The sequence below is a fragment of the Snodgrassella sp. ESL0253 genome, assembly GCF_013344965.1.
GTDB classification, from domain to species: domain Bacteria; phylum Pseudomonadota; class Gammaproteobacteria; order Burkholderiales; family Neisseriaceae; genus Snodgrassella; species Snodgrassella alvi_B.
In genome coordinates this window covers 58,641-76,003 of record NZ_JAAEDQ010000002.1, presented here as the reverse complement: position 1 = coordinate 76,003, position 17,363 = coordinate 58,641, and the positions used below count along the sequence as shown (strand labels likewise).

The 17,363-nt window shown below is 43.9% G+C and carries 22 protein-coding genes; all 22 read left to right on the top strand.

All coding sequences use genetic code 11. From position 1 onward, the window contains the following. Positions 1 to 16 precede the first annotated feature (16 nt). Positions 17 to 535, top strand: a complete 519-nt coding sequence (gene rpsE, locus GYX26_RS02255) for a 30S ribosomal protein S5 (RefSeq protein WP_100091201.1) — start codon at positions 17 to 19, stop codon at positions 533 to 535. Beyond that, complete coding sequence (gene rpmD, locus GYX26_RS02250) at positions 528 to 713, top strand: 50S ribosomal protein L30 (protein ID WP_100091203.1); 186 nt, start codon at positions 528 to 530, stop codon at positions 711 to 713. The genes rpsE and rpmD overlap by 8 nt, the downstream gene beginning before the upstream one ends. Position 714: 1 nt before the next feature. Beyond that, positions 715 to 1,149, top strand: a complete 435-nt coding sequence (gene rplO, locus GYX26_RS02245) for a 50S ribosomal protein L15 (protein WP_100138096.1) — start codon at positions 715 to 717, stop codon at positions 1,147 to 1,149. A 13-nt stretch (positions 1,150 to 1,162) separates the two neighbouring features. Then, complete coding sequence (gene secY / locus GYX26_RS02240) at positions 1,163 to 2,479, top strand: preprotein translocase subunit SecY (protein WP_174827873.1); 1,317 nt, start codon at positions 1,163 to 1,165, stop codon at positions 2,477 to 2,479. A 4-nt stretch (positions 2,480 to 2,483) separates the two neighbouring features. Then, positions 2,484 to 2,702 (top strand): translation initiation factor IF-1, encoded by a 219-nt coding sequence (infA, locus tag GYX26_RS02235; protein WP_003684714.1) that lies wholly within the window; start codon positions 2,484 to 2,486, stop codon positions 2,700 to 2,702. 18 nt (positions 2,703 to 2,720) lie between these two features. After that, entirely contained in the window at positions 2,721 to 2,834 is a 114-nt protein-coding gene (rpmJ, locus tag GYX26_RS02230; protein ID WP_003697674.1) for a 50S ribosomal protein L36, read from the top strand. Positions 2,835 to 2,892: 58 nt separating this feature from the next. After that, positions 2,893 to 3,255, top strand: a complete 363-nt coding sequence (gene rpsM / locus GYX26_RS02225) for a 30S ribosomal protein S13 (RefSeq protein ID WP_025331689.1) — start codon at positions 2,893 to 2,895, stop codon at positions 3,253 to 3,255. 16 nt (positions 3,256 to 3,271) lie between these two features. Then, positions 3,272 to 3,664, top strand: coding sequence for a 30S ribosomal protein S11 (gene rpsK / locus GYX26_RS02220; RefSeq protein ID WP_025331688.1), 393 nt, complete (start codon positions 3,272 to 3,274; stop codon positions 3,662 to 3,664). A gap of 15 nt (positions 3,665 to 3,679) precedes the next feature. After that, positions 3,680 to 4,300, top strand: a complete 621-nt coding sequence (gene rpsD, locus GYX26_RS02215) for a 30S ribosomal protein S4 (protein ID WP_025331687.1) — start codon at positions 3,680 to 3,682, stop codon at positions 4,298 to 4,300. A 24-nt stretch (positions 4,301 to 4,324) separates the two neighbouring features. Then, positions 4,325 to 5,311, top strand: coding sequence for a DNA-directed RNA polymerase subunit alpha (gene rpoA, locus GYX26_RS02210; protein WP_093092405.1), 987 nt, complete (start codon positions 4,325 to 4,327; stop codon positions 5,309 to 5,311). Positions 5,312 to 5,329: 18 nt separating this feature from the next. Beyond that, entirely contained in the window at positions 5,330 to 5,713 is a 384-nt protein-coding gene (gene rplQ, locus GYX26_RS02205) for a 50S ribosomal protein L17 (protein WP_037487099.1), read from the top strand. A 544-nt stretch (positions 5,714 to 6,257) separates the two neighbouring features. After that, the gene (locus GYX26_RS02200; protein ID WP_100091206.1) at positions 6,258 to 6,644 is read left to right on the top strand and encodes a hypothetical protein; all 387 of its coding nucleotides are present in this window, start codon (positions 6,258 to 6,260) and stop codon (positions 6,642 to 6,644) included. Between the two features lie 14 nt (positions 6,645 to 6,658). After that, positions 6,659 to 7,987, top strand: coding sequence for a tRNA (N6-isopentenyl adenosine(37)-C2)-methylthiotransferase MiaB (miaB, locus tag GYX26_RS02195; protein WP_100154991.1), 1,329 nt, complete (start codon positions 6,659 to 6,661; stop codon positions 7,985 to 7,987). A 212-nt stretch (positions 7,988 to 8,199) separates the two neighbouring features. Further along, positions 8,200 to 9,513, top strand: a complete 1,314-nt coding sequence (locus tag GYX26_RS02190; protein ID WP_174827872.1) for an NCS2 family permease — start codon at positions 8,200 to 8,202, stop codon at positions 9,511 to 9,513. 127 nt (positions 9,514 to 9,640) lie between these two features. After that, positions 9,641 to 10,204 carry a carbonic anhydrase gene (locus GYX26_RS02185; protein ID WP_174827871.1) on the top strand — a complete coding sequence of 188 codons (564 nt, stop codon included), beginning with the start codon at positions 9,641 to 9,643 and terminating at the stop codon, positions 10,202 to 10,204. Further along, a complete protein-coding gene (gene nadD, locus GYX26_RS02180; RefSeq protein ID WP_174827870.1) occupies positions 10,201 to 10,836 on the top strand; it encodes a nicotinate-nucleotide adenylyltransferase in 636 nt (211 codons plus the stop codon). Before GYX26_RS02185 ends, nadD begins: the two co-directional genes overlap by 4 nt. A gap of 63 nt (positions 10,837 to 10,899) precedes the next feature. Further along, complete coding sequence (rsfS, locus tag GYX26_RS02175) at positions 10,900 to 11,289, top strand: ribosome silencing factor (RefSeq protein WP_100112997.1); 390 nt, start codon at positions 10,900 to 10,902, stop codon at positions 11,287 to 11,289. Between the two features lie 32 nt (positions 11,290 to 11,321). Beyond that, a complete protein-coding gene (gene rlmH / locus GYX26_RS02170; protein WP_100124004.1) occupies positions 11,322 to 11,792 on the top strand; it encodes a 23S rRNA (pseudouridine(1915)-N(3))-methyltransferase RlmH in 471 nt (156 codons plus the stop codon). Between the two features lie 206 nt (positions 11,793 to 11,998). Next, entirely contained in the window at positions 11,999 to 13,876 is a 1,878-nt protein-coding gene (gene dxs / locus GYX26_RS02165) for a 1-deoxy-D-xylulose-5-phosphate synthase (RefSeq protein ID WP_174827869.1), read from the top strand. A 577-nt stretch (positions 13,877 to 14,453) separates the two neighbouring features. Next, positions 14,454 to 15,458, top strand: a complete 1,005-nt coding sequence (gene dusB, locus GYX26_RS02160; protein WP_174827868.1) for a tRNA dihydrouridine synthase DusB — start codon at positions 14,454 to 14,456, stop codon at positions 15,456 to 15,458. Between the two features lie 32 nt (positions 15,459 to 15,490). Beyond that, positions 15,491 to 15,736 carry a helix-turn-helix domain-containing protein gene (locus GYX26_RS02155; protein WP_100091219.1) on the top strand — a complete coding sequence of 82 codons (246 nt, stop codon included), beginning with the start codon at positions 15,491 to 15,493 and terminating at the stop codon, positions 15,734 to 15,736. A gap of 32 nt (positions 15,737 to 15,768) precedes the next feature. Next, on the top strand, positions 15,769 to 17,343 hold the full coding sequence (purH, locus tag GYX26_RS02150) for a bifunctional phosphoribosylaminoimidazolecarboxamide formyltransferase/IMP cyclohydrolase (RefSeq protein ID WP_174827867.1): 1,575 nt from the start codon (positions 15,769 to 15,771) through the stop codon (positions 17,341 to 17,343). The last annotated feature ends 20 nt before the right edge of the window (positions 17,344 to 17,363 follow it).

Below are 17,363 nucleotides of genomic sequence, written 5' to 3'. Positions count from 1 at the left end.
ACTGGAGACCAGAAATATGGCAAAACACGAAACTGAAGAACGCGGTGACGGCCTGATCGAAAAAATGGTTGCCGTAAACCGTGTGACCAAAGTGGTTAAAGGTGGCCGCATTATGGCTTTCTCGGCTTTAACCGTAGTTGGTGATGGCGATGGTCGTATCGGCATGGGTAAAGGTAAATCCAAAGAAGTACCTGTAGCTGTACAAAAAGCTATGGATCAAGCCCGTCGTAATATGATTAAAGTGCCTTTAAACGGCCGTACTATTCACCACGAAGTAATTGGTCGTCATGGCGCTACCCGCGTATTCATGCAGCCTGCTAAAGAAGGTAATGGCGTGAAAGCTGGCGGCCCAATGCGTTTGGTATTTGATGCAATGGGTATTCACAATATCTCTGCTAAAGTACACGGTTCAACCAATCCATACAATATTGTTCGCGCAACTCTGGATGGCTTGTCCAAACTGTATACACCAGCTGAAATTGCAGCCAAACGTGGCCTGACCGTAGAAGAAATTTTAGGAGCAGAGCATGAGTGAGCAAAAAACCGTACGCATTACATTGGTTAAAAGCCTGATTGGTACTATTGCCTCTCATCGTGCCTGCGCACGCGGTCTGGGTTTGCGTCACCGTGAGCATACTGTTGAGGTGCTTGATACCCCCGAAAATCGTGGCATGATCAATAAAATCAGCTACCTTTTGAAAGTGGAGAAGTAACATGCTTTTGAATACCATTCAACCTGCTGAAGGTGCTAAACATGCGGCTCGCCGTGTGGGTCGTGGCATTGGCAGCGGTTTAGGCAAAACCTGTGGTCGTGGCCACAAAGGTCAGAAAAGCCGTAAAGGTGGTTATCATAAAGTTGGTTTCGAAGGTGGTCAGATGCCTTTGCAGCGTCGCCTGCCGAAACGTGGCTTTAAATCTTTAACCGCCGGTTTTAATGCTCAAGTGCGTTTGGATGATCTGGCTAAAGTTGCAGTTGACGAAATTGATGTTTTGGTACTGAAACAGGCCGGACTGGTGCCTGCTACTGCCTTAAATGTTAAAATCATTGCATCAGGCAGTATTGATAAGGCGGTAACTTTAAATGGTATTAAAGCCACCAAAGGTGCGCAACAGGCCATTGAAGCTGCCGGTGGTAAAGTAGCAGAATAAGGCAAGGAATCAAGTGGCTAATCCGCAATCCGCAACAGGACTTTCAAAGTTCGGTGATTTAAAAAATCGTCTGTTGTTTTTACTTGGTGCGTTGGTTGTATTCCGCATCGGTTCACATATCCCAGTGCCCGGTGTGGATGGTGCTGCTTTGACCAAACTGTATGAAAGTGCCGGCGGAGGCATATTAAGTATGCTTAATATGTTTTCCGGCGGTTCACTGCAACGATTCAGTATCTTTGCAATAGGTGTGATGCCTTATATTTCAGCCTCAATTATTGTACAACTGGCTTCCGAAATCATTCCTTCCTTGAAAGCGCTTAAAAAGGAAGGGGAGGCCGGACGTCGTACTTTGACTAAATATACGCGTTATGGCACCGTTTTGCTGGCTACCTTGCAAAGTTTTGGAGCTGCTGCATTTGTTTATCAACAAAATGTAGTAGTTTCTGGCCAATTCGAGTTTTATCTTTCAACCATGGTATGTCTGGTTACCGGAACCATGTTTTTAATGTGGTTGGGTGAACAGATTACTGAACGTGGTATTGGTAATGGTATTTCGCTGATTATTACTGCCGGTATTGCAGCAAGTCTGCCTGCCGGTATTGGTCGTCTATTGACATTAACCAGTCAGGGTTCCATCAGTTATCTGATGGCTATTGCACTGATAGTTGGTGCTTTGGCGTTGATATATGTAGTTGTATATATAGAAAGCGCGCAGCGCAAAGTGCCTGTGCAGTATGCCAAGCGACAGGTTGGTAATCGCATTATGCAGGCGCAAAATTCCCATTTGCCATTTAAATTGAATATGGCTGGCGTTATTCCGCCGATTTTTGCATCCAGCATTATTCTGTTTCCGTCTACTCTGTTAAGCTGGTTTGGTTCGGCAAATCAGGATGGATGGCTACAGAAACTGGCCAGTTTGTTACAGCATGGTCAGCCTGTTTATATTTTGCTATTTGCAGCTACTATCATCTTCTTTTGTTATTTCTATACGGCTCTTGTATTTAGTCCAAGAGAAATGGCAGAAAATCTGAAGAAAAGTGGTGCTTTCGTGCCGGGTATCCGCCCTGGTGAACAAACCAGCCGTTATCTGGAGAAAGTTGTATTGCGTTTGACTTTTTGGGGCGCAATTTATATAGCTATCGTGTGCCTGATTCCAGAAGTACTGACTTCTGCGATGAATGTACCTTTCTACCTAGGTGGCACCTCACTACTTATTCTGGTGGTGGTGACCATGGATTTTAAAACGCAAATTGCTTCATATGTCATGAGTAGTCAGTACGAACATTTGATGAAGCGATCTGCGATGAAATCATTATCATCACGTCGTTAGTATTATGGCCAAAGAAGATACCATACAGATGCAGGGTGAAATTCTTGAAACCCTGCCCAACGCAACTTTTAAAGTTAAACTTGAAAACGATCACGTCGTTTTAGGTCATATTTCTGGAAAAATGCGCATGCACTACATACGCATTTCTCCTGGAGATAAAGTGACTGTGGAATTGACTCCGTACGATTTGACTCGTGCTCGCATCGTTTTCCGCGCCCGCTAAGAGTAGAAAGGAAATAATATGCGCGTTCAGCCGTCGGTAAAAAAAATTTGCCGCAATTGTAAAATCATTCGTCGCAACCGTGTTGTGCGTGTGATTTGTACTGACCCTCGTCATAAACAACGCCAAGGCTAATTGGATAACCATAAGTCTTTGTGTTATAGTGACAGACTTTTTGCCCTAAGGAAAAAATATGGCTCGTATTGCAGGGGTAAATATCCCTAACAATGCCCATATCGTAATTGGCCTTCAGGCTATTTATGGTATTGGTTCGTCTCGCGCTAAACTGGTTTGCGAAGCTGCCGGCGTTGTGCCGAGCACTAAAGTAAAAGATTTGGACGAGACTCAACTTGATGCTTTACGTGAACAGATTGCCAAATACCATGTAGAAGGTGATTTGCGTCGTGAAGTGACCATGAACATCAAACGCTTGATGGACATGGGCTGTTATCGTGGTCTGCGTCATCGTCGCGGTTTACCGTGTCGTGGTCAGCGTACCCGTACCAATGCACGTACGCGTAAAGGTCCGCGTAAGGCGATTGCAGGCAAGAAATAATTGATAAGGAACAATAATGGCTAAAGCAAACACAGCTCGTGTGCGCAAGAAAGTACGTAAATCCGTAAGTGAAGGTATTGTGCATGTTCATGCATCTTTCAATAATACCATCATTACTATCACTGATCGTCAGGGCAATGCATTATCTTGGGCTACCTCTGGCGGTGCTGGTTTTAAAGGTTCACGTAAGAGCACACCATTTGCCGCTCAGGTTGCGGCAGAAGCAGCTGGTAAAGTTGCCCAAGAGTATGGCGTAAAAAATCTGGAAGTTCGCATTAAGGGGCCGGGTCCTGGTCGCGAATCTTCTGTACGTGCGCTCAACGCTCTTGGTTTTAAGATTACCAGTATTACAGACGTTACTCCATTGCCACACAATGGTTGTCGGCCACCTAAAAAACGTCGTATCTAACAGGAGTATTTGAGTATGGCACGTTATACCGGCCCGAAATGTAAATTAGCCCGTCGTGAGGGCACTGATCTGTTTCTGAAGAGTGCACGTCGCTCTCTGGATTCTAAATGTAAACTGGACTCTGCTCCTGGTCAGCATGGTGCGAAAAAACCCCGCTTGTCTGGCTATGGTCTGCAGTTGCGTGAAAAACAGAAAATCCGCCGTATTTACGGTGTTTTAGAACGTCAGTTTCGCCGTTATTTTGCTGAAGCAGCCCGTCGTAAAGGTTCGACTGGTGAACTGCTGCTTCAGTTGTTGGAATCTCGTTTAGATAATGTGGTATACCGTATGGGTTTTGGCTCTACCCGCGCCGAAGCCCGTCAGTTGGTATCTCACAAAGCCATTACCGTGAACGGCCAGGTTGTGAACATCCCTTCTTTTCAAGTGAAAGCCGGTGATGTTGTTGCAGTTCGCGAAAAAGCCAAAAAACAGGTGCGTATTCAGGAGGCATTCAGCCTTGCCAGCCAGATTGGCTTACCAAGCTGGGTTTCTGTTGAAGAAGGCAAGCTGGAAGGTGTTTTCAAAAACATGCCAGATCGCACTGAATTGAGTGGCGATATTAATGAACAGCTGGTGGTAGAGTTTTACTCTAAATAAAGCTGGTTAAGTGAGGACAGTTAAATGCAAAACACATCCGAATTCTTGAAGCCGCGTCAAATTGACGTTGACACCTTGTCTGCAACCCGTGCCAAAGTGTCTATGGAGCCTTTTGAACGTGGTTTCGGCCATACATTGGGTAATGCTTTGCGTCGTATCTTACTGTCATCAATGAATGGTTATGCGTCGACAGAAGTAACGATTGAAGGCGTATTGCATGAATACTCTACGCTTGACAGTGTGCAGGAGGATGTTGTTGATATCCTTCTGAATCTGAAGGGCGTGGTGTTTAAGGTGCATGGTCGTACAGAGGTAACTTTAAGTCTGAAAAAATCAGGTGCTGGTGTTGTCACTGCTGCTGATATTGAGTTACCGCATGATGTCGAAATTGTTAACCCTGATTATGTTATCTGCCACCTTTCTGAAGGTGGTAGTATCAATATGGAAATTAAGGTTGAACAAGGTCGGGGTTATGAATCTGTGTCTGGCCGTCGGAATAAAGACGACCACAAACGTATCGGCGCTATTCAACTAGATGCAAGCTTTTCGCCTATCAGTCGTGTCAGCTTTGAAGTGGAACCTGCCCGTGTGGAACAACGCACTGACTTAGACCGTCTGGTTCTGGATATTGAAACCAATGGTGCTATCGATCCAGAAGAAGCGGTTCGCAGTGCGGCCTGTATCTTAATTGACCAGATGTCAATTTTTGCAGATTTACAGGGTACACCGGTTGCAGTGGTGGAAGAAAAAGAACCACCGATCGATCCGATTTTACTTCGTCCAGTTGATGATCTGGAGTTGACCGTTCGTTCAGCAAACTGCTTGAAAGCTGAAGATATTTACTATATTGGCGATTTGATTCAACGCACAGAGACAGAATTATTGAAGACCCCAAATTTGGGTAGAAAATCTCTGAACGAAATCAAGGAAGTTCTGGCTTCCAAAGGTTTGACGTTGGGTTCAAAACTGGAAGCCTGGCCGCCGGCCAGTCTGGAAAAGCCACAAGTTTGATGATTAAAGGATAATGACATGCGTCATCGTAATGGTAACCGCAAATTAAACCGCACAAGTAGTCACCGTGCTGCTATGTTGCGTAATATGGCCAATTCTTTGTTGACTCACGAAGCAATTGTAACTACTTTGCCTAAAGCAAAAGAGTTACGCCGCGTAGCTGAACCATTGATTACTTTAGGTAAAAAACCTTCATTGGCTAATCACCGTTTAGCTTTTAATCGTACGCGTGATCGTGATGTTGTTGTAAAATTATTTAATGAGTTAGGCCCGCGCTTCGCTAATCGTAATGGTGGCTATCTGCGCATTTTGAAGTATGGTTTTCGCAAAGGTGATAATGCTCCACTAGCTTTGGTTGAGTTAGTTGAGAAAGCTCCCGAAACAGAAGCTGTAGCTGAGTAATCAAGCTTCACGGACAAGCCAGCCCTTTAGGCTGGCTTGTTTCATTTTGATGTTTTGTTTTCCAGTGTGCTTAGTGAGTTTAATAAATTTCTTTTCTTAATCAGTGTCTTTTGTACATTAGCTTAATATTTCTGATTCATTCATGGTATTTGCCGATAAGTAATGTATACAGATTTTATTAAATATTATGTGAGCATTAAACTCTTACTGGATAGCGAAAGCTTCGTTTTTATATGGTTGGCTGGTGGTCTTTTGTTATTGGTGCTCTAATGTAGCAAATATTTAAAATACTGACTTTAGCTGGGAATTGTATAGATATTGGGAACTGGCAGATTTCCTTGTTTAAGTTTAACCATATTTCTAAGTTAATAGTATTTCTCGAATTTTAGTAAGATATTTTCTTGTTTGCATTAATACAATTGTGTTTACTATCCAATTACTTAGATTTTAAAAAGACTATTTTTCATTTTGAAAGCTGCTTGTAATTTGTCTTCTGCGTATAATTATTGTCTGTAACTTGACCATTGTTATTAAAGGAGAAACCATGAAGTACTTGCGTTTGGCTCTATACTGTTTGATTTTCCTGACTTCCTCATTTGCATGGGCTGGCCGTGTTTTACCTAGCGATGTTCATATTGCTGTATTGAAGAATGCTAAAGGACAGCAGGTGGTGTTGGGAACGGCAAAAAAGGCCTGGTTACGTACTTTGAGTCTGGGTTTGGTGAATGGTAATAAAACATTTCAGTTAAGCAGGGCAGTACGGGTGCATGATACTAATAATCGTTTTGTAACCTATAATAATTTGTATAGGTTTAAGAATGCACCGATAGCCGTACGGTTTGACAGAGCAAATCAGATTCAAGAGATTTGGGTATTGACGGATGAGGAGCAGAAAGCATTAGTTCGTCCGAATAATCCTCAGGTTGATTAATATTGTTAGGTGTTATGAAAAAAGTATTTATACGAACCTTTGGTTGTCAGATGAATGAGTATGACAGTGACAAAATGCTGTCTGTACTTGCTGAAGGACAACCACTAGAACGTACTGACAGAGCTGAAGATGCAGATATTATTCTTTTTAATACCTGCTCAGTACGGGAAAAAGCTCAGGAAAAAGTATTTTCGGATTTGGGACGCATCAGGCCATTAAAAGCTAAAAATCCGGATTTGATTATCGGGGTTGGTGGTTGTGTTGCTTCACAGGAAGGTGAAGCCATTATTCAGCGGGCGCCTTATGTAGATGTGGTGTTTGGTCCACAGACTCTACATCGTTTGCCACAGATGATTCTGGATAAGGAAACCAGTGGCCTGTCACAAGTAGATATCTCTTTTCCGGAAATTGAAAAGTTTGATCATCTGCCACCCGCACGGGTTGAAGGTGGTGCAGCGTTTGTATCCATTATGGAAGGCTGCTCCAAGTATTGCAGTTTTTGTGTTGTACCTTATACCCGTGGGGAAGAGTTTTCACGTCCGCTGGAAGATGTATTAACTGAAATAGCTGGTTTAGCGCAACAGGGGGTTAAGGAAATTAATCTTCTTGGGCAAAATGTGAATGCTTATCGCGGTGATATGGGTGACGGTGAAATCTGCGATTTTGCTACTTTGTTACGCATAGTTCACGAGATACCCGGTATTGAGCGCATACGCTTTACCACTAGCCATCCACGTGAATTTTCCGATGCCATTATTGAATGCTATCGCGATTTACCAAAGCTGGTATCGCATTTGCATTTGCCAGTGCAGTCTGGTTCGGATCGTGTGCTAACGGCGATGAAGCGTGGCTATACAGCATTGGAGTATAAACATATTATTCGTAAATTACGCGCTATCCGACCGGATTTATGTTTAAGCTCAGACTTTATTGTTGGTTTTCCAGGGGAAACTGAACGTGAGTTTGAGCAAACTCTGAAACTGGTACAGGACTTGGCTTTTGATTTGAGCTTTGTATTTATTTATAGCCCGCGTCCAGGTACGCCGGCAGCAAATTTGCCGGATGATACACCACATGCTGAAAAAGTACGCCGCTTGGAAGCATTGAATATGGTGATTGAGGCTGAAACAGCACGAATTAATCAGTCTATGCTTGGTAGTGTACAACGTTGTCTAGTAGAGGGTGTATCGAAAAAAGACCCAGATCAGCTACAGGCGCGTACGGCAAATAATCGGGTAGTTAATTTTACGGGACATCCTCGTTTAATCAATCAAATGGTGGAGCTGGAAATCACCGAAGCGCATACATTTTCTTTGCGTGGGAAAATGGTTTTAGCCGAGTAAGTTATCAATTTGCAAAATAGAGGGAAAACGCCGTATTAATCCATTTGTGTGGATACAGGTACATGTACGTATTAATACAGATATAAAGGCTGTGCATGTTGTCGGATTATGATGCAAGATTTATTTGAGTTTTTTATTATTCGGTTACCGGTAAAGATTGTTTACGGTAGCCGGTTTTATCTGGCCTTTTTTCGGTATTAAAAGGAATTGGCATGAGCCCAGCGGGTACTTCTTTTTTGGATCGTTTTTTTAAAATTAAAGAAAGTGGCAGCAGTGTGCGCACTGAGGTGTTAGCCGGCCTGACCACTTTTTTGGCAATGAGTTATATTTTGGTGGTTAATCCCACTATTCTCGAAGAAGCGGGTATGGATTTCGGTGCGGTTTTTGTGGCTACCTGTATTTCTTCTGCCTTTGCTTGCATGATGATGGGGCTGATAGCAAACTATCCGATTGCTCTGGCACCCGGAATGGGATTGAATGCTTATTTCACTTATGCTGTGGTAAAAGGGATGGGTATTCCATGGCAGGTGGCATTGGGAGCGGTTTGTGTTTCCGGTATCATTTTTATTATTCTGAGCCTGTTTAAAGTGCGCGAGGCGATTGTTAATTCGCTACCGAATTCTCTCAAATATTCTATTGGCGGCGGCATTGGTTTGTTTCTGGCCTTGGTGGCTCTAAAAAGTGCTGGTGTCGTGGTATCCAATCCAGCTACACTGGTTAGTTTGGGCGATATCCATTCTCCTAAGGTGCTTTTGACAATTGTTGGTTTCTGTCTGATTGTTGCACTGGAACATTTTCGGGTGCGTGGCGGGATTATTATTGGGATTTTGGTAATTACTGCTATTGCCTCGGTGCTGGGAATCAATCAGTTTCAGGGTGTATTCGCTCCAGTTCCTTCGTTAGCTCCGACTTTTTTACAGCTAGACTTTCATGATTTATTTACCATGAGTCTGGTTAGTGTTATTTTTGTATTTTTCTTTGTGGATTTGTTTGACAGTACCGGTGTTCTGATTGGTGTTTCGGGTCGTGCAGGTTTGCTGGTAGATGGTAAGCTGCCACGAGTAAAAAAAGCGTTGCTGGCTGACTCGACGGCAATTGTGGTCGGTGCCGGCCTCGGTACTTCTTCTACAACTGCCTATGTGGAATCAGCAGCTGGAGCTGCTGTCGGTGGCCGCACAGGTTTGACAGCAGTAGTAGTTGGCATTTTGATGCTGGTAAGTTTATGGTTTTCTAAGCTGGCGGCTAGTGTTCCAGAGTATGCTACTGCTCCTGCATTGCTATATGTAGGGGTGCTGATGATGCGTAGTATGACGGAAATTGACTGGAAAGATGTTACTGAGGCTGCGCCAGCATTCTTTACTCTGATTTTTATGCCTTTTGCCTATTCTATTGCAGATGGTATTGCGATGGGCTTCATTAGTTACGCACTGATTAAATTGTTCTGTGGTAAGGTTAAAGAAGTATCTTACATGGTGTGGATTATTGCTATATTGTGGGCATTTAAATTGCTCTGGCTAGGGGCGTAAGATAATCCGGTTTGTAACAGGCAGCCGTTGCGGCTGCCTGAATACTTTAGAGCTATATATTCTGGGGGCTGATGTGCCAATATTTTGAGCCGAGTGCAACTATTATATAAATGAAAAGGGAGAAATTATGTCTTTAATTGATGAGATTATGGACTTTAATCAGAAATTTGTTGATGCTGAAGAGTATGAGCAGTTTTTTACGGACAAGTATCCAGAAAAGAATCTGGCCATTGTTTCCTGTATGGATGCACGAATTCTGGATTTGTTACCGCGTGCTCTGGGGCTGAAAAATGGAGATGCCAAGGTGATTCGTAATGCGGGTGCTTTGGTTACTCATCCGTGGGGTTCAGTGATGCGCTCATTGTTGGTGGCTGTATATGAGATGCATGTATATGAAATTATGGTGATCGGGCATTATGATTGTGGTATGCAGGAGTTGCATGTTCCCGATATGCTTGATCGAATGCGTGCCCGGGGGGTCAGTGATGAGCGTCTTGAAATTCTGGAGAATGCAGGTGTAGATTTTCATAAGTGGCTCACCGATTTTGATAGTGTGGAAGATGCGATTATGCATTCGGTTAATATGATACGAAAACACCCACTGATGCCCAGTGAGATTAAAGTACATGGTCTGGTCATTCACCCCATTACCGGTAAGCTGAATATTGTGGTTAATGGAAATAAAATATGAAACGTATCGGTTTATTTGGTGGTACTTTTGATCCGCCACACAATGGCCATATTCATATCGCGCAGGCTTTTGCTGATGAATTAAAGTTGGATAGTGTTATTTTTATTCCAGCAGGTGATCCATACCATAAACAGGTTGCTACTCGTACTACAGCTGCACAACGTCTGGCTATGGTGGAGCAGACGATTGTCGTAGATGAACGCTTTAGTGTGTCTGACTGTGATGTGGCACGCAATGGACCCACTTATACGATTGATACTGTATCTCTGTTTCGTCAGGTATTTACGCAGGCACAGTTATGGTGGTTACTGGGAATGGATTCATTGTTACAACTGCCAGACTGGCATCGTTATCGGGCTTTATTGCAAAGTGTTAATCTGGCTATTGCTCAACGTGGCGGGCAGGGCTTAGCTGCTTTGCCGGTGGTATTACAGCAATGGTTGCCTGATGCATTAGCCAAAAATCTGACTACACCGGACGGTAATGATGGCGGACGCGCGGTGTTATTGCAGGCGTCTTTTTTACCGGTAAGTTCGACTGATATTCGTGTGCAATGGTCGATGGGCAATCATGATGACGTTCCGGCTGGTGTGGCGGAATATATCGACCGCGAACACCTTTATCAGGCATAATTTGCATATTTATAAGGTGTTTCTGAGCAGGAAATGCTTTCAACTCAATAGGATATTTACTGTATGGATGAAAATCTTATCGCTCAATGGGACAATATGGTAGCCATTAGCGTTAATGCACTTGAAGATGTTAAAGGTAAGGACATTATTGTACTGGATACATCGGCACAAACTTCGCTGTTTTCCCGGATGATTATTGCCAGTGGTGACAGTACGCGTCAGGTAAAGGCGCTGGCAAATAATGTTGCTGTAGATTTAAAAGAGGCTGGTTACGAAATCATTAGCACGGAAGGCCTTGATAGTGGTGAATGGGCACTGGTTGATGCTGGTGATCTGGTTGTACATGTGATGCAGCCTGCGGTGCGTGACTATTATGATATTGAAGCTTTATGGGGCGGAGAAAAGCCTTCTTTTCATGCAGGTGCGGCTAAACCATGGCAAGCAGTAGATTGATGTTTGCTGGATGCTACATTTATTGGAATTGAATGAATATTACAGTGCTGGCGGTGGGAACGAAAATGCCGCAATGGGTGGATTATGCGGTGGCCGATTATAGTAAGAGGTTTGGCCGTGAGATTCAGTTTCAGCTCAGGGAAATCAAACCGGAAAAACGCGGTGCGGGTGTTAATGCGGCACAGGCAATGGCAGCTGAAGAGGAACGCATTGTTGCGGCAATTCCACCACATAGTTATCTGATTGTACTGGATGAACGTGGGAAAGCACCAACGTCCATGGAACTGGCGGACTGGTTAAAAAAATGGCAGCAGCAGGGGGATAATCTGTGTTTTGTTATTGGTGGTGCTGATGGGATGACTGCGAGTTTAAAACAGCGGGCAAATCTGTTAGTGCGCCTTTCCAGCCTGACTTTACCACATGGCATGGTGCGCGTACTGTTGACTGAACAGCTTTATCGGGCCCAGTCGATTTTACATAATCATCCGTATCATCGTGAGTAATCCTGATGAAAACCAGATAACTTGAATGCATGTCTTAACAGCCTTGATGTATACAGCTTATTTTAATTAATCACGATAGAAATAATTTCTTGACATAGAATGAATACCCCCGTGCAGGGGGTATTGTAGTATATAATTACCGTGCACTTAGTTTGGCAGGTATATATGGCCTGTTATCTTGCATTAATAACAAGTAAAGTCTGATTATGAATCCTACCTCTCTGCTTGATACCATTGATCTACCACAGGATGTGCGCCGTTTGCAAAAGAGCCAGTTACCCCAGCTGGCAAATGAGTTACGCGCTTATTTACTGGAATCAGTAAGCAAAACGGGAGGACACTTTGCCAGTAATCTGGGTGCAGTTGAGCTAACAGTTGCCTTGCACTATGTATATCAGACTCCGCAAGATCATCTGATCTGGGATGTGGGGCATCAGAGTTATCCGCACAAAATCCTGACTGGACGTAAAAGACGTATGGCTACTATGCGGCAATATGGTGGTTTGGCCGGTTTTCCCAAGCGCAGCGAGTCGGAATACGATGTGTTTGGTGTTGGTCATTCGTCCACCTCGATTGGTGCGGCGCTGGGTATGGCGGTAGCCGATAAATTACAGCATAAAACCAACCGCAGTGTTGCTATTATTGGTGACGGTGCGATGACGGCGGGGCAGGCATTTGAAGCATTAAATAATGCCGGTGATATGGATATTGATTTGCTGGTTATTCTTAATGACAATGAGATGTCCATTTCACCAAATGTTGGCGCTTTGCCCAAGTATCTGGCAAAAAATCCTTTGCATGATGTTAAGGGATTGGTGAAATCAATCAAGCATAAATCAGAAAAGGTATTAGGTTTAGTACCGGGTGCGCTGGATGTAGCGCAGCGGGTTGAAAATAAAATCAAAGGTTTGATTGAAGAGAGTACCAGTTCTGAAACGCTGTCATTATTCGATAATTTCGGTTTTACTTATTCAGGGCCGATTGATGGGCATGATGTCATTCAACTAGTAGATGTGCTTCAGGAAATGCGTAACCGTAAAGGGCCGCAATTGTTGCATATCATTACTAAAAAAGGTCATGGTTATAAACTGGCGGAAAATGACCCAGTCAGTTTTCATGCTGTCAGTGCGTTTGATCCGCAGCAGGGCTTGCATGTGTCAGGGGCGGCGACTAAACCTACGTATACACAAATTTTCGGCCAATGGATAATAGATCAGGCAGCAGTCGATCAAAATTTGCTGGCGATTACGCCAGCCATGCGTGAGGGTAGTGGTCTGGTAGAATTTGCCCAGCGATATCCAGAACGTTATTTTGATGTCGGTATTGCTGAGCAGCATGCCGTGACTTTTGCTGCTGGATTGGCTTGTGAACAGATGAAACCGGTGGTAGCGATTTACTCAACTTTCCTGCAACGGGCTTATGATCAGCTGATTCACGATGTGGCATTACAAAATTTGCCGGTTTTGTTTGCAATTGATCGCGGCGGAATTGTTGGGGCAGATGGCCCAACACATGCTGGTGTTTATGATTTGAGCTATCTGCGCTGTGTGCCTAATCTGGTCATTGCAGTGCCCAGTGATGAGCGTGAATGCCGTTTGTTGCTATCAAGCTGCTATCAGCTTAATCAGCCTGCTGCCGTACGTTATCCTCGTGGTACAGGTACGGGTATTGATGCAGGAGTTGATTTGGCTACGGTAGCGATTGGCAAAGGAATACTACGCCGTCAGGGAAGTAAAATTGCTTTAATCGCATTTGGCAGTATGGTGCAACCCGCCCTTACTGTGGGTGATGCAATTGATGCTACAGTAGCAGACATGCGCTTCGTTAAGCCACTGGATACGGAGCTGCTACTACAGCTGGCTGCAAAACATGATTATTTGGTTACGCTGGAAGAAAACAGTAAGATTGGCGGTGCAGGAAGCGCTGTTCTTGAATTACTGGCCCAGCATAATCAGAACAAACCGGTATTGACGCTGGGGATACCTGATATATTTACTGAACATGGTGATACAGCACAACTACTCAATCAAGTAGGATTAAGTGCTGACAAAATTCAGCAACAAATTCTTCAATGGATGGCGTAGCATTCAGCCGAATCAATACAGGCAGCATGATATCGTTTCATGTGTTGATGAAACGATATCATTTATCCTTAACGAAATTGCAGAGAGTGGCAAGGCTTAGATCAGCTGAAGCTTACAGAATAACTAATGTGTTCTTTAAGAAATTATTATATTTATTAATTTAATTATGAATATAAAGAGCTATATAAATTTGCTAGTTTGCGCTCAATATGTTGCTTATTATATCTTCCAATAAATTTTTGCTTATAAATCATCTATTCTAATATATTAAATCGTGTACCTACAGGTAATTGGCAAATTCCATAAGTAAGGATCACAGCTAGTTGTTAGCGGCTTGCCAATTATTTAAGGTGTTTATTCAGCCTTGTGGTTCTGGTCTGATACCAATTCATTATGCTCCGCAATACTATTCTCATGTTGTGCAATCGTATGACTGATACCATCCAATTCTGCTGAAATTATTTATTAATTTAATCAATATTTTAGTTAAATAATGGTATTTGTATTTGGAGTGGCTGCCTAAAAATTGTACAATAATTCATATCCGAATATTATTTTTTCATTTGATTTACTCATTATGCAAATTGGTTGTTATCAGCTTACTGCTCCTTTTGCGCTAGCGCCAATGGCGGGCATAACTGATAAGCCATTTCGCCAGCTATGTCGTGAATTTGGTGCAGGCTGGGCAGTGAGTGAAATGATTACCAGTGATCCGAGTCTACAGCAAACACGCAAGACTCTACAGCGCGCTAATTATGAGGATGAAAACGGTATCAGGGTGGTACAGATTGCCGGTAGTGACCCGCAGCAGCTGGCAGATGCGGCACGCTATAATGTAGCCCGTGGTGCAGAAGTTATTGATATCAATATGGGCTGTCCGGCAAAAAAAGTTTGTAATGTGCTGGCAGGTAGTGCCTTATTACAAAATGAATCGCTGGTTGAGGCAATTTTGCAGGCAGTTGTGGATGCTGTTGATGTACCGGTAACTCTGAAAACTCGTCTGGGCTGGGATGATGAGCATCGCAATATTTTGACTATTGCGAATATGGCAGAACAGGCAGGAATTACTGCTCTTGCTGTACATGGCCGTACACGTACACAAATGTATCGTGGAGAGGCCCGTTATGAGCTAATTACACAGGTACGACAGCAGGTAAACCTGCCATTGTGGGTTAATGGAGATATTACCAGTCCGCAAAAAGCATTAAGAGTATGGCAGGAAACTGGTGCGGATGGTGTGATGATTGGACGCGCAGCTCAGGGGCAACCATGGCTGTTTCGCGACCTTGTCCATTACCATAAGTATGGTTGTTTGCCACCTTCGCTGAGCGTAGCAGAGCATGCACAGGTTATCGTACGTCATGTAGCTGCCATGCATGATTTTTATGGCAAGATTATGGGTGTACGTATTGCCCGTAAGCATATTGGCTGGTATGTAACTGCATTGCCGGAAGGGGAGCATTTTCGCAGACAGGTTAATACAGTAGATGATGCGCAAATGCAGTTGCAGCTGGTTAATGACTTTTTAGACAGGCAGGTAGCACAATTAGCTGCGTGGCCGTGTGCCTATAGGGAACAGTAAGCAGTTTGTCCTGTTATATAAGGAAAATGTAAATGAGTGAAGCACCTAAAGTTAGTATCGCTCAATGTATAGAGGCAAATGTACGGCAATATTTTGCGGATCTGGATGGTGAAACACCTTGTGCAGTCTATGATATGGTGTTGCAGCAGATGGAATTACCGCTATTGCGTTGTGTAATGGAGGTTTGTGAGCATAATCAGACTCGTGCTGCGCAGATTCTCGGGTTGAACCGCAATACACTACGTAAAAAATTAACGCAATATAATTTGCTGGATTGAATCAGAAATTTTTGTATTTTAAGGGAGACGTCATGGCTGTAATCAAACGGGCACTGTTAAGTGTGTCAGACAAAACCGGTGTGATTGATTTTGCACACCAGCTAACGCAACTGGGCGTCGAATTACTCTCAACAGGGGGGACAGCCAGTTTATTGGCCGACGCGGGTATTGCAGTGACTGAAGTTGCAGATTATACCGGCTTTCCAGAAATGCTAGATGGACGGGTAAAGACATTACATCCCAAAATCCATGGTGGTATTCTGGGGCGGCGCGATTGCCCTGAGCACAAAGCACAAATGGCAGCGCATGATATCGGTGCCATAGACCTTGTATGTGTAAATCTATATCCGTTTGCTGCAACAGTGGCGAAACCGGGCTGTACACTGGAAGAAGCTATCGAAAATATTGATATTGGTGGTCCGACAATGGTGCGTTCAGCTGCTAAAAACTGGCGAGATGTGGCCATTGTTACAGATTGTAATGATTATGCAGCAATTATTACCGAATTGCAGCAGCAGAGCTGCCTGTCAGCGCAGACCCGTTTCAGCCTGGCCCGAAAAGCTTTTGCACACACCGCTCAATACGATGGCATGATTGCTAATTATCTGACTCGGGTTGACGATAAAAGTTTGGCTGGAAAACCGGATTTACATACTTTCCCACAGCAATATAATCAAAGCTGGCTAAAAGTACAGGATTTACGTTATGGCGAAAATCCGCATCAGCAAGCTGCTTTTTATCGTGATTCGCAGCCGGCTGCTGGTAGTTTGGCCAATTATCGGCAATTACAAGGAAAAGAGCTGTCATATAACAATATTGCTGACGCCGATGCCGCATGGGAAGCAGTTAAATCTTTTACCCAGCCTGCCTGTGTTATCGTTAAGCATGCTAATCCATGTGGAGTTGCAGTGGCTGCCGATACCTTAACTGCATACCGACTGGCCTTTGCCACAGATACAACCAGTGCTTTTGGCGGCATCATTGCTTTTAACCGCGAAGTAGATGCAGCAACAGTAGAAGCCGTTACCGGCCAGTTTCTTGAAGTATTAATGGCTCCCGGATTCACTACCGAAGCAAAAGCCATCATAGCTGCTAAAAAGAATGTGCGTGTACTGGAAATTCCCTTATCTGCCGGAGCAAATCAGTTTGAACTAAAACGTGTTGGCGGCGGTTTGCTGGTACAGACCCCAGACAATCATCAAATAGAAGCGAATCAATTACAGGTTGTAACAACGCGTACACCCACTGAACAGGAAATACAGGATTTACTATTCGTATGGAAAGTAGCCAAATACGTGAAATCCAATGCAATTGTGTTTGGTAAGGGTGGGCAAACCTACGGTATAGGTGCCGGACAAATGAGTCGGGTAGATTCAACGCGGATTGCTGCGCGTAAAGCACAGGATGCAGGCTTTGAACTTGCTGGTGCCTGCGCTGCTTCAGATGCATTTTTCCCGTTTAGAGATGGGGTGGATGTGATTGCTCAGCAAGGTATTAAGGCCATTATCCAGCCTGGTGGTTCAGTACGGGATGAAGAAGTAATTGCTGCTGCTAATGAACATGGTATTGCCATGGTAGTAACCGGAGTACGTCACTTCCGCCATTAATATCAGGCTATTATCTTGCA